Here is a 10,672-nt window from a genome sequence, read left to right as displayed (position 1 = left end):
CGAGCAGACGTGGCTTGATATGCCCGGGCTGCAGTGGTTCGCGTAACAGCGGGTTGGCCATCAGGTAGATTTGCCCGACGGACAGATAATTGGCGGCGCGCCAGTAGCGATCGATCAGCGCCAGTTCATCGGCGGCACTCGGATTGGTCATGCCCTCTTCTCCTTTGGTTAGCCATCAGTTAACCCTAATAGAGGATAGGCGATGCTGCGAGCCAGACGGTATTTCTGCACTGCAGCTATTAGCCGCTGCGCTTATTCAATCTTTCACGAAAATATAAGCGCAGCGGTAAAAGCTGTACACGTTAATATTTTTTTCATTTTGTGCACTATTTAATGGGTCGTGACCCGCAAAACTGGCGCTTTTTCACTTTTGGTCTATTGTGCCTTTTACAGGTAATACCAGTAGAAAATAGAAAAATAAAAGGATCCTAAAATGGACTATAAAATGTTCGCTAACCGACTGCAGCAGTGGCCGCAGTTACATTTTACGGCGATTGAACTGCAGCAACGCGAGATGGCCTGCGAGATCTACGCCACGGCGGCTGAGCACCAGACCATGAGCCAGCTGTTTATTTGTCGCGTCAGTGATGAAAAAAATGCGCAGGAATTAATCAGGCAGTACCGCAGCTGGCTGCATAAATTTAACCTCGGTCGCAGCAGGCGCGATAATTCCCGCCCGCCGCGCAGCGTGTCGGTGAATGTTCCGGGCGCAATAAGCGCAGCGCTAAAATAGAGTTATCGGCATGCTTAACCATTTTTTAGTTGCATGAATCTGCTACAGCAGCGTATTACTATTCGCGCAGCGTGATAACGCCTGGCAATCTGTCTGACGAATAACCTGTGCCATTTTCACTGACAGCAGAAAAAGGTATTGGGTTGTTATCACCTGTGTAACACTGTACGGATATACAAGTCCCGGAGGTGACGTGAAACAAGTTAACCGTCCTGCACCGGATCTGTATGCGCTGATAGGCATCGCGGTGACGGAATTTATCAGGGAAGGTAGCGTATTCAGGATACATGACGTGACGCAGGTGCTGCATACGATGAAAGCAGACGCGCGTGATGAGGATTTCCGGCATCGCTGCGATGCCGCAATAAGACTACTGGCAGATCTTATGCACTGAACCGATCCCCGCCTGCGCGGGGACCTCTGCGTCAGGCGTCGTCTGGCGTATAACCCACCACAATTTCCAGCGTTCTGCGCAGCACACTTGCCTGCGCTTCGTCCTGTGTCGCTTCCAGCGCCATAATCAGACATAGAATGATGGATTTGTTACTGACGCGGCCTTCGCTGGCCAGCACGCTACGAATGACATCATTCAGTACCGCGGCCTCTTCACTCAATGCCACTCCGGCATCGCGAAAATGCGCCGCCAGTTCCGTGTCCGGCAGCGCAGAATAGAGAGAGTGATTCTCCGACATCGTTCTTTTCCCGTACTGTGAGCAATACAGTCAGATTATAATTTAACTGTCAGTCAGTGCTTGCGGCTGCCGCCACCCTGACCGTTGTGGCCAAACAGCGGATGCACATTATCGCGATCCGGTTGTCCGCCACGCCGCTTTTGTCCAGCCGTCATGCTCGACCGGACTTCATCGATTGCCGTGCGAATCGCAGCCGCCTGCGCATCATCGCTGGCCTGCTGCTGCATAATGTGGAGCTCATCAAGCAACGCCTGGGTGGTGACCGGCCCGGAACGCTGCAGCAGCGTTAACGCCGCTTCGCCGATGATCTCATCAATAAGAGTCTGGTGTTCGCTTCTGTTCATATCATAAGAAATCTCTGCATGCTGCCTGCCCCGACCGGGAACGCGACAGAAAAACAGCGCCGCTATCCTGCGGCGCGATACAGCCCGTCACAAGTCATACATGCAGTGATACGTTATCAGAATGGCGTTTTCGTGTGTACAACCTGGACGCTTTCGCTTCGCTCTCAGCTCTCGCGTTCAAATAGCAGGCCAATCAGCTGGTGATAATGGTGCTCTTCTTCCGTGGTAGAAGCGAGCTCCAGACGACGCAGCAGCTTAGTACACAGCGATTTACGGTTCAGATTACGGCCTTCACGCAGGATTTCGACCACGACCTGGCCCAGCGTCTCCTGCTGCGAAGGCAGCGTGGCTTTGCTAAAATAGTTGGCAATCGCCTCGACTGAGTTCGGAGTGTATCCGTTCTGGCGCATAAGTGACTCCCGTTAACATTAAATTGTCAGAAAAATGTTCTGGCTAAGTTGTACAAGTTTTTCAAAATCTGTACAAGAGGATAAACAAGAGAATGGGGTTTTTTTGTTGCAAAAAGTGCTACCGAAAAGTTATTAACCCATGCATAAATTGAAATTTTTTAACATCGCCAACGCCCGATCAGGTCCACATTAATAATGAGTCGATAACGTATCGCTTCGTTATCAGTGCCACCTAATCTGCCTGTTACTTATTTCCTCTCGCGCTAACAATCGTTATTGGTGGTTGCAGCCGCTGCGCTTATCAGATATTACCGCGCGTCATTTTTTCGTTCCCTGCAGCACGGCAGCTGGTGATATAAAATGCGTGCGGCGCAATGGACCACTCCCTGAATTGCGCCGCTGCGTTACCGATTAAGCCGCCTCAGGGTAGCTTAACTGATTACGCTGACTGCATTTATATTAAAGAAGGCGGTTTAAGCTTCCGCCGCTGCGGTTTTGCCGCGACGACTTACTTTTCCACCGCGTCTGCCCGCTTCTACTGCCCTTTCAGGACAGTTTTTAAAATTCCCGCTGCTGACGCTGCCGCCTTTTTTACCCGCTTCGCGAGCACGCTCGGTATTTTCTGCAAAATTACCTGCACCACCACGTCGTTGTGTCATATGTCACCCCATTGATAAAAATAATTAAGTAGTTAAACGACAGAATATCTCCACACAGGAACAATATGGATGGGATTGGAGATAAAACAACATTTAATATGCATATTTGCGCTGACAAAAAGCCATGCGCAAATGGTTATTTTTACCGCTGCGCTTATAGCGGGTTGCTTGAAAAGATTTTTTTTTCAAACTTGTACAAAATAATTTTAGTGGTATAAAATCAATTAATTAACAAAAGTGTGATCTGCATCACAAACAAGTATTGAGAGATTGTTGCTATTTTTCAGTTTTATCTGAATTTTCCGGGATGATGGAAATATGACCGCTCACTTCCAGCACCGCGTATTTAATTTGATCGATGCGTTCCAGCCCCTGACCTGAACGCGCGGCCTCGAGGATATCTTCCCGACTGATGCCCGACATTTTTAGCCGCTGCGTTAATATCCGGCCATGCTCCACCAAAACCAGCGGTCCTCCCTCCGCCATTTGTTCGAATAGCGGAAAGCGCGCTTTGAGTTTGCCCAGCACAATATCAATAGTGATTAAGGTAATGATGGTGAGGCTGGCACCGGTAACGGAAAAGTCATCACCCAGCAATGCCTGCTGTGTGGCTTCGCTAATAATCAGCAGCAGAATCAAATCGAATGAGGTCATTTGCAGCAGTGTGCGTCGACCGGCAATTTTAAATACCACCATTAACAACAGATAAATGGCGGCTGCGCGTAATACCGTTTCCATAACGCTCTCCTTTTATGGGTAAATCCACTGCGATACCTTTACCGGTACCTGATGATTGACGTGCACGCTCAGCGCAACCCGTCCCGCCGCCTGCGGCTGAATCCCCAGCCAGATCACATGACCTTCTGCCGCCTCGCTGGCGTAAGTCAGCTGCAGCGTGTTATCCCGCGTGATGGCCTGCTGTGGCTGTGGCTGTAGCGTCTGGATCTGCAAATCGTCTAACGCGCCGCTGCCTAGCGTGACGGTGAAACGCTCGCCGCTCTGCGGTGCCACGCGAATCCGCAGGTTCATATTGCTGTCGATGCGACCAAAACGTTCATAGCGCAGGCTGACGGAACCATCAGCCGACTGCGCCTGCCCGTCACTTAATATGCCTTTGGAAAACAGCCCGCAGGCACCCAGGATCACAATCACCATCAGCACGTATTCACCGATACGCTGTATAACACTCTCCCTGCGTTGCCAGCGCATATCCTCCTGTACCGGATAATCACGGCTGGCTAACTCATCTTTCTTCATGGCGTTATTCCTCTTACAGTTAATTAGCTGACATCTTATCGCTAAGGTTATTTCCTCTTTGTCCTGAATTTTAAGCTTAGCGGTAAACGCCGGGATCCTCGGTAACAGTTTAATTCGGCTAAGCAGCGGTGCAGAAATTACGCCTATAATTCGGATGCCCGCCGCTGGCAATGCCTGTGAGCAGCGCCAGAGACGGGGTTTATTAATTTTACTCTGACAAGGAATACAGAATATGGATGAAGAACTGGTTAATTTAGCGACCGAAGTGGGTAATAAATTACTGGCCGCCGGCCTGAGCGTCACCACCGCCGAATCCTGCACCTCTGGCTGGGTCGGTTCCGCGCTGGCGGCCGCCAGCGACAGCAGCAGCTTTTACAGCAGCGGCTTTATTACTTACACCAATCAGGCGAAGCAGCGCGTGCTGGGCGTCAGCGCAGAGACGCTGGCGCGTGATACCGCCGTCAGTGAAGCCGCGGTACGGGAGATGGCCTGCGGCGCGAAAAAGCTCTCCGGGGATACGCTGGCTATTGCCGTCAGTGGCTATGCCGGCCCGGACGGCGGTGAGGACGGCACGCCAGCCGGCACCGTGTGGTTTGCATGGTGTCTGGCAGATGGCAGCGTGCACACCAGCCGGCAATGGTTTTCAGGTGAAGGTGAAGAAGTGGTGCGCAAAGCAACCCTTTTTAGTCTGGCGGAATTGAACCGTCTGCTCGACGCTATTTAGCACCGATTCGCTGTTCAATGATTAAACGTCAATAAAATAAGCCAGGCGGATGAAATTTCCACCTAAGGAAAATGTGTAGAGCATAAATAATCATCAGGCAGGTTAAAAGCGAGACCGTAATATGGACCGGCTCGCTAAAAATTGCGTGGTTATTTTACACCACAATCTCCAGCCTTCTCATTAATATAGCGTTAGCGAGGCGTGAAAAATATAACCGTCGCGCTTGTCAGTGAGGCAGCCTGCATTAGTATTAAGTGTGCAAAACATGCATGGCGGCAGATGCGTCATGTTATTTATTACTCATCACGAGGTAATAGTATGACAGAGCATAGAGGCGGTTCAGGTAATTTCGCAGAAGACAAAGAGAAAGCATCTGAAGCGGGTAAAAAAGGCGGACAAAACAGCGGCGGTAATTTCAAAAACGACCGTGAGAAAGCGTCCGAAGCCGGCAAAAAAGGCGGACAGAATAGCCATCGCGATTCCTGATGCGCTGTAACGCAGAGTAAGGAATGTCTCGGAGCAGGGAATGCTCCGTCATCAACAGGATGACAGGGATTTATTGCTTCGTTTCATTCCCTCTCTTAATCGCGTTATCACTTAATGGCTTCAGCCTCCCGTTAATCACCGATTCGGAGAATATTCCATGAAAGTTAAATCGCTACTCGATCTTTTTATTCACGATCTTTCGGACGTTTACAGCGCGGAGAAACAGATCACCCGTGCGTTACCCAAACTGGTCCGGGCAGCCTCCGATGAAAGTTTAAAAAACGCTTTTCAGCAACATCTGGAAGAGACCCAGGGACAAATTGAGCGCCTCGATCAGGTCGTAGAGAGCCACGATGAGCTGCGCATCATGCGTATGAAGTGCCATGCACTGGAAGGTCTGGTAGAAGAAGCGCAGGAGCTGATTGAATCCACCGAAGCCGGCCCGGTGCGCGATGCTGGCCTGATCGGCGCGGCGCAGAAGGTTGAGCACTATGAAATCGCCACTTACGGCACGCTGGTGGCCATGGCGAAAAAGCTGGAGCTCAACCAGGCCGCAGAGCTGCTGGCCGCCACATTAGCCGAAGAAAAATCCACCGATGAAAAACTCACGGATATCGCGGAAAAGCAGTAACGCGACTGCCGTACAACGGAGGTAGATATGACGACCACATCCGCACTTTCGCATTATCACGACTGGCTGCGCGACGCTCATGCCATGGAAAAACAGGCCGAAACCATGCTCGAGCAGATGGCAAAACGCCTGGAAAACTACCCGCAGCTGCGTGCACGCATTGAGCAGCACATCGAAGAAACCCGTCAGCAGCAGTCTTTGCTGGAATCCATTCTCGACCGTCACGGCATTTCCCACTCCAGCGTGAAAGACGTTATGGGGAAAATGGCCGCCATGGGCCAGGCCTTTGGCGGTACCTTCGCGGAAGACGAAGTGGTGAAAGGCGCTATCAGCGGCTACGTGTTCGAGAATGCCGAGATTGGCAGTTACACCAGCCTGATCAGCGCCGCCACGCGTGCCGGGGATCAGGAGAGCGTGGCCATTCTCAAACAGATCTGTGAGCAGGAGATCGCGATGGCGGACTGGATGTTAACGCACATGCCTGAACTGACCGATCAGTTCCTGCTGCGCAGCGAAGACCCGGACGCGAAAGCGAAACGCTGATTTTCTCTTTTCGTAAGAGACTTTTTGAGGTGAGCTATGTTTCGACACGTTAAGAAACTGCAGTACACGGTGCGCGTCAGTGCGCCGAACCCGGGCCTGGCCAATCTGCTGCTAGAGCAGTTTGGCGGTCCGCAGGGCGAACTGGCAGCGGCCATGCGCTATTTTACCCAGGGCCTCGGCGATGAGGATTTAGGACGCCGCGACCTGCTGATGGATATCGCTACCGAGGAGCTCAGTCATCTTGAGATTATCGGCTCGCTGGTTGGCATGCTCAATAAAGGCGCCAAAGGCAAGCTGGCCGAAGGCACTGAAGAGGAAGGCGAACTATATCGCTCAATCACGGGTGCCGGTAACGATAGCCATCTGACTTCGATTCTTTATGGCGGTGGTCCGCCGCTGACCAACTCCGGCGGCGTGCCGTGGACCGCGGCTTACGTGGATACCATCGGCGAAGTGACGGCGGATCTGCGTTCTAATATCGCCGCCGAAGCGCGCGCCAAAATCATCTATGAACGCCTGATCAACGTCACTGACGATGTCGGCGTGAAGGATGCGTTAGGCTTCCTGATGACGCGTGAAGCCGCGCACCAGCTTTCATTTGAGAAAGCGCTGTACTCCATTCGCGACAACTTCCCACCGGGCAAGCTGCCGCCAATTGAGCAGTATGCGCACAACTACTACAACATGTCGGAAGGTGATGACGTGCGCGGTAGCTGGAACTCCGATGACAACTTCGATTATGTGGCCGATCCGCAGCCAGCCGTTGACGGCGGAGATGGTCTGCCCTCCGTGACGCTGTCGCCGGATGAGCAGCGCGACATTGACGCGCTGGCCGCACGCACCGCGTCCGATCCGCTGATCGATCCGATTACCGGCGCGGAAGCAGGCAGCAAGAAGTCGCCCTGACGTTCAGTCAGACCAGGCAGTGACACGTTTTTTTCTCGCGCAGTAACTGGCCCCTGGCCCACGGCGTTTCCCTGACGGGAACGCCGTTTTTTTCGTCCTGCTATCTGTAACCACCCTGTTCTTTTCCCCACCAGCAACCTGGCCGGACAGATCGATTTCTGCTTCTCATTTTTACTGCATCTGACCTATACTGTTTTTATATACAGTATTTTCGGGGTGCCGATGATGTATGCATTGGTCGACGTAAACTCTTTCTACGCCAGCTGCGAAACCGTGTTTCGCCCGGATCTGCGCGGCAGGCCGATCGTGGTGCTGTCAAACAATGATGGCTGCATTATCTCGCTGAGCCGCGAAGCGAAGGCGCTCGGCATCAAAATGGGTGCGCCCTGGTTTAAACATCGCGACGAGCTGATGCGTCATCAGGTGGTGGTGTTTTCATCTAACTATGCGCTGTACGGCAACATGTCGGCGCGCGTGATGGAGACGCTCGACCGGCTGGCGCCGCGCGTGGATGTCTACTCGATTGACGAGGCCTTTCTTGATGTCAGCGGAATTGAAGGCTACACCTCGCTGACGCGCTTTGGAGAGCAGGTACGTGACTGCCTGTGGAAAGAGACGCACCTGAAAGTGGGCGTCGGCATCGCGCCAACGAAAACCCTCGCCAAGCTGGCTAACTGGGCGGCCAAACGCTGGACCAAAGCCGAAAACGTCATGGACCTCTCTGATCCGGCGCGCCAGCGCGGCCTGATGCAGCGGGTGGGCGTAGAGGAAGTGTGGGGCGTCGGCCGCCGTTTATCCAGCAAGCTGAACCTGATGGGCATTCAAACCGCCCTGCAGCTGGCGGAGACGCCCACTGCGCTGATCCGCAAGCATTTCGGCGTGGTGCTGGAGCGCACCGTGCGCGAGCTGCGCGGCGAACCGTGCCTGGCGTTTGAAGAGGTGATTCCGCACCGGCAGAATATCCTCTGCTCGCGCTCGTTTGGCGATCGCATTACCGATTATCAGGATATGCGCGAAGCCATCGCCAGCTATGCGGCACGCGCAGCGGAGAAACTGCGCAGCGAGCGTCAGTACTGCCGCTACATCGGCACCTTTATCCGCACCAGCCCGCACGATCCGCATCAGCCCTACTATGCCAATGCCGCCAGCCAGACGCTGATTACCCCTACCGCCGACAGCCGCGACATCATTCAGGCCACGCTCAACTGCCTGGATCGCATCTGGATCCCCGGCAAGCGCTACCTGAAAGGCGGCGTGATGCTGGGAGACTTCTTCAGCGACGGGGTGGCGCAGCTTGATCTGTTTGCTGACTATCAGCCGCGCCGTAACAGCGATCAGCTGATGGCGCTGATGGATAAGATCAACGCTCACCAGCGCGGTGCCTTGTGGTTTGCCGGTCAGGGCATCCAGAAACCCTGGGCGATGAAACGCGACATGCTGTCTCCGGCTTACACCACGCGTATTAGTGACGTGCCGCGCGTGAAGGCAAAGTGACTTAACCTCTCCCCTGCGACAACCCTGAACCTGTCACGCTGCGCGGAATAATCGCAAGGCGGCGGGAGAGAAAATTGATAATTCACACCAATCGATACGCGATTAATGATGAAATTAATTTACAGATAATTGATCAATATCGGGCGCTGACGAATACAGCACTTAATGCTTAAACTTCACTGCCCTAAATGGCCGACGCTATTTTAAAATCAATGAAAATTTATTGCCGGCGCATCACAACAAAAACAAATCCATATCAAAAGGTTAACCATAATTAAAATTGCCGCATCAGCAAAATGAGATAAAGCGCACCATTATAATATTGCGCAACCATTAATGCCGTGATATTTAAATCTGGACTTTACAATAAACTTACAAAGAGGGAAAAATGAAAATTAACCTTATGGGTTTGATGGTGATGCTCGTTATCCTGTTAAGTGGATGTTCGTCGACGGGGGGTGAGGATAAATACAGCGCGACCTACGTTCAGTCACACATTAAAGAAGGGAAAACCACCAAGGCGGAAGTGCAGCAGCTTTATGGTGTCCCGGATGATAATCAAAAATCCTCTCAGGGCACTACCTGGATTTACGAGAAAAATGCGGATTACAGCAGCGCCTCTTCGCTGCTGGGCTACATCCCGGGAGCGGGAGCCGTATCCGGCGCGTTAGGTATGGCAAACTCAGCAAGTGAAGTATCCTCTACGGCAGGCAAAATGGCAGATAAACGTAGTGGAAATACCGAAATACATGGTAATAGACTCTATATCACTTTTAATAATAGCGATATTGTAGACTACTGGAGTATCCGTTAATCCGCATCGACAGAAAGTCATTTACCTGATGCGGCTCAGCTGAGCCGCGTTATTCTATTTAAACAAGAATATTATCTGCTTCGTATCATCCGGGCTATTACGCGCAAATAAACCACGACATCTCACCGCTGAATAACGTTTTATCGCGCAGGTAAAAGCGCCGCTGGCAGATCAACTGGCGTGTGCATCAATGCTGCACCCGTGCGGCGCAAATCGTCTGCGCGCAATGGCAAGGCGCTACGGGCTAAGCCGCGCCAGGTTGCGCCAGAAATGTTAACAGAAAGCGGCTTGAATTCAGCGTGCTGAACCCCCACTCTAACGCTTTCGCCCTGACAGGAGTAAAACAATGGCAACCGAATATGCGATTATCGCGGGTGGCTGTTTCTGGTGCACCGAAGCAGTATTCAAAGATGTGATTGGCGTCGAGTCAGTCGAAAGTGGTTACACCGGCGGTGAACGTCCTAATCCTACCTACGAGCAGGTGTGCAGCGGTGCGACCGGCCACGCCGAAGCGATTCGCGTAGGCTTCGATCCGGAGAAAGTGAGCTACGGCGATCTGCTGGACATCAGCTTTGCCACCCACGATCCTACCCAGCTGAACCGTCAGGGTAATGATGTCGGCACCCAGTACCGTTCGGCGATTTTCCCGGCTAACGCGGAACAGGAAGCCGAAGCGATTGCGGCAATTGCCCGCGCGCAGGAAGATCACAGCGTGCCGGTGGTGACCACCATCGAGCCGCTGAAAGCCTGGTACCCGGCAGAAGATTATCATCAGGATTACTGGGACGGTGCCGGCCAGCGCAACGGTTACTGCCTGGCGGTGATCCCGCCGAAGCTGCAGAAACTGCGTAAAAGCTTCGCTAACCGGGTGAAACAGGGTTAACCCGCCCGCTCTCCCCCACGGAAGGTCGTCATCGCTGACGGCCTTCCTGCATTTAGCGCGACCCGCTGCGGATTATCCGTCATAATAGCCCCCCGT

General features: G+C 52.7%; 17 protein-coding genes. 10 read left to right on the top strand and 7 right to left on the bottom strand.

The window, feature by feature from the left end; translation table 11 throughout:
- Positions 1–151 (bottom strand): hypothetical protein (locus FT726_RS13215; protein ID WP_346302914.1); only part of this gene is annotated, 151 nt, incomplete at its 3' end.
- Positions 152–433: 282 nt separating this feature from the next.
- On the opposite strand from FT726_RS13215, the gene FT726_RS13210 reads away from it, so the two are divergent.
- Together FT726_RS13210 and FT726_RS13205 are read left to right on the top strand one after the other, a co-directional pair.
- Complete coding sequence (locus FT726_RS13210) at positions 434–733, top strand: hypothetical protein (protein ID WP_021506321.1); 300 nt, start codon at positions 434–436, stop codon at positions 731–733.
- A gap of 193 nt (positions 734–926) precedes the next feature.
- A complete protein-coding gene (locus FT726_RS13205) occupies positions 927–1,127 on the top strand; it encodes a hypothetical protein (protein ID WP_021506322.1) in 201 nt (66 codons plus the stop codon).
- A gap of 31 nt (positions 1,128–1,158) precedes the next feature.
- Here FT726_RS13205 and FT726_RS13200 read toward each other — a convergent pair whose 3' ends face one another.
- The 6 genes from FT726_RS13200 to FT726_RS13175 form a co-directional block, all read right to left on the bottom strand.
- Positions 1,159–1,425 (bottom strand): biofilm development regulator YmgB/AriR family protein, encoded by a 267-nt coding sequence (locus tag FT726_RS13200; protein WP_021506323.1) that lies wholly within the window; start codon positions 1,423–1,425, stop codon positions 1,159–1,161.
- A gap of 53 nt (positions 1,426–1,478) precedes the next feature.
- Entirely contained in the window at positions 1,479–1,769 is a 291-nt protein-coding gene (locus FT726_RS13195) for a hypothetical protein (protein WP_288422537.1), read from the bottom strand.
- Positions 1,770–1,933: 164 nt separating this feature from the next.
- Positions 1,934–2,179, bottom strand: coding sequence for a regulatory protein YcgZ (gene ycgZ, locus FT726_RS13190; RefSeq protein WP_021506325.1), 246 nt, complete (start codon positions 2,177–2,179; stop codon positions 1,934–1,936).
- 473 nt (positions 2,180–2,652) lie between these two features.
- A complete protein-coding gene (locus FT726_RS13185) occupies positions 2,653–2,838 on the bottom strand; it encodes a general stress protein (RefSeq protein WP_071813571.1) in 186 nt (61 codons plus the stop codon).
- 276 nt (positions 2,839–3,114) lie between these two features.
- Complete coding sequence (locus FT726_RS13180) at positions 3,115–3,576, bottom strand: DUF421 domain-containing protein (protein ID WP_058776508.1); 462 nt, start codon at positions 3,574–3,576, stop codon at positions 3,115–3,117.
- Positions 3,577–3,588: 12 nt separating this feature from the next.
- Positions 3,589–4,095: a hypothetical protein gene (locus tag FT726_RS13175; protein WP_104092840.1), complete on the bottom strand. Its 507-nt coding sequence runs from the start codon at positions 4,093–4,095 to the stop codon at positions 3,589–3,591.
- A 232-nt stretch (positions 4,096–4,327) separates the two neighbouring features.
- On the opposite strand from FT726_RS13175, the gene FT726_RS13170 reads away from it, so the two are divergent.
- From FT726_RS13170 to msrA, 8 genes are all read left to right on the top strand, one after another.
- The gene (locus tag FT726_RS13170) at positions 4,328–4,819 is read left to right on the top strand and encodes a nicotinamide-nucleotide amidohydrolase family protein (RefSeq protein WP_346302912.1); all 492 of its coding nucleotides are present in this window, start codon (positions 4,328–4,330) and stop codon (positions 4,817–4,819) included.
- A 318-nt stretch (positions 4,820–5,137) separates the two neighbouring features.
- Positions 5,138–5,305, top strand: coding sequence for a general stress protein (locus FT726_RS13165; protein ID WP_021506330.1), 168 nt, complete (start codon positions 5,138–5,140; stop codon positions 5,303–5,305).
- Between the two features lie 157 nt (positions 5,306–5,462).
- Entirely contained in the window at positions 5,463–5,936 is a 474-nt protein-coding gene (locus FT726_RS13160; protein WP_021506331.1) for a ferritin-like domain-containing protein, read from the top strand.
- Between the two features lie 27 nt (positions 5,937–5,963).
- On the top strand, positions 5,964–6,479 hold the full coding sequence (locus FT726_RS13155; protein WP_021506332.1) for a ferritin-like domain-containing protein: 516 nt from the start codon (positions 5,964–5,966) through the stop codon (positions 6,477–6,479).
- Positions 6,480–6,515: 36 nt separating this feature from the next.
- Positions 6,516–7,385 carry a manganese catalase family protein gene (locus FT726_RS13150; protein ID WP_021506333.1) on the top strand — a complete coding sequence of 290 codons (870 nt, stop codon included), beginning with the start codon at positions 6,516–6,518 and terminating at the stop codon, positions 7,383–7,385.
- Positions 7,386–7,610: 225 nt separating this feature from the next.
- The gene (umuC, locus tag FT726_RS13145; protein WP_288422645.1) at positions 7,611–8,879 is read left to right on the top strand and encodes a translesion error-prone DNA polymerase V subunit UmuC; all 1,269 of its coding nucleotides are present in this window, start codon (positions 7,611–7,613) and stop codon (positions 8,877–8,879) included.
- 388 nt (positions 8,880–9,267) lie between these two features.
- Positions 9,268–9,693 carry a hypothetical protein gene (locus tag FT726_RS13140; RefSeq protein WP_223815622.1) on the top strand — a complete coding sequence of 142 codons (426 nt, stop codon included), beginning with the start codon at positions 9,268–9,270 and terminating at the stop codon, positions 9,691–9,693.
- Positions 9,694–10,039: 346 nt separating this feature from the next.
- Positions 10,040–10,576, top strand: a complete 537-nt coding sequence (gene msrA / locus FT726_RS13135; RefSeq protein WP_021506337.1) for a peptide-methionine (S)-S-oxide reductase MsrA — start codon at positions 10,040–10,042, stop codon at positions 10,574–10,576.
- The last annotated feature ends 96 nt before the right edge of the window (positions 10,577–10,672 follow it).

Origin of the sequence: Pantoea sp. Morm (assembly GCF_016643525.1) — a bacterium.
GTDB lineage: Bacteria > Pseudomonadota > Gammaproteobacteria > Enterobacterales > Enterobacteriaceae > Pantoea > Pantoea dispersa.
The sequence above is the reverse complement of the archived record's forward strand: the minus strand, read 5'-3'. Positions and strand labels throughout refer to the sequence as shown.

What these genes read in the sequence shown, in the direction of transcription:
- FT726_RS13210 (WP_021506321.1), top strand. Translation starts at nt 434, where the DNA reads ATGGACTATAAAATGTTCGCTAACCGACTGCAGCAGTGGCCGCAGTTA.
- FT726_RS13200 (WP_021506323.1), bottom strand. Translation starts at nt 1,425, where the DNA reads ATGTCGGAGAATCACTCTCTCTATTCTGCGCTGCCGGACACGGAACTG.
- FT726_RS13195 (WP_288422537.1), bottom strand. Translation starts at nt 1,769, where the DNA reads ATGAACAGAAGCGAACACCAGACTCTTATTGATGAGATCATCGGCGAA.
- ycgZ (WP_021506325.1), bottom strand. Translation starts at nt 2,179, where the DNA reads ATGCGCCAGAACGGATACACTCCGAACTCAGTCGAGGCGATTGCCAAC.
- FT726_RS13185 (WP_071813571.1), bottom strand. Translation starts at nt 2,838, where the DNA reads ATGACACAACGACGTGGTGGTGCAGGTAATTTTGCAGAAAATACCGAG.
- FT726_RS13180 (WP_058776508.1), bottom strand. Translation starts at nt 3,576, where the DNA reads ATGGAAACGGTATTACGCGCAGCCGCCATTTATCTGTTGTTAATGGTG.
- FT726_RS13175 (WP_104092840.1), bottom strand. Translation starts at nt 4,095, where the DNA reads ATGAAGAAAGATGAGTTAGCCAGCCGTGATTATCCGGTACAGGAGGAT.
- FT726_RS13170 (WP_346302912.1), top strand. Translation starts at nt 4,328, where the DNA reads ATGGATGAAGAACTGGTTAATTTAGCGACCGAAGTGGGTAATAAATTA.
- FT726_RS13165 (WP_021506330.1), top strand. Translation starts at nt 5,138, where the DNA reads ATGACAGAGCATAGAGGCGGTTCAGGTAATTTCGCAGAAGACAAAGAG.
- FT726_RS13160 (WP_021506331.1), top strand. Translation starts at nt 5,463, where the DNA reads ATGAAAGTTAAATCGCTACTCGATCTTTTTATTCACGATCTTTCGGAC.
- FT726_RS13155 (WP_021506332.1), top strand. Translation starts at nt 5,964, where the DNA reads ATGACGACCACATCCGCACTTTCGCATTATCACGACTGGCTGCGCGAC.
- FT726_RS13150 (WP_021506333.1), top strand. Translation starts at nt 6,516, where the DNA reads ATGTTTCGACACGTTAAGAAACTGCAGTACACGGTGCGCGTCAGTGCG.
- umuC (WP_288422645.1), top strand. Translation starts at nt 7,611, where the DNA reads ATGTATGCATTGGTCGACGTAAACTCTTTCTACGCCAGCTGCGAAACC.
- FT726_RS13140 (WP_223815622.1), top strand. Translation starts at nt 9,268, where the DNA reads ATGAAAATTAACCTTATGGGTTTGATGGTGATGCTCGTTATCCTGTTA.
- msrA (WP_021506337.1), top strand. Translation starts at nt 10,040, where the DNA reads ATGGCAACCGAATATGCGATTATCGCGGGTGGCTGTTTCTGGTGCACC.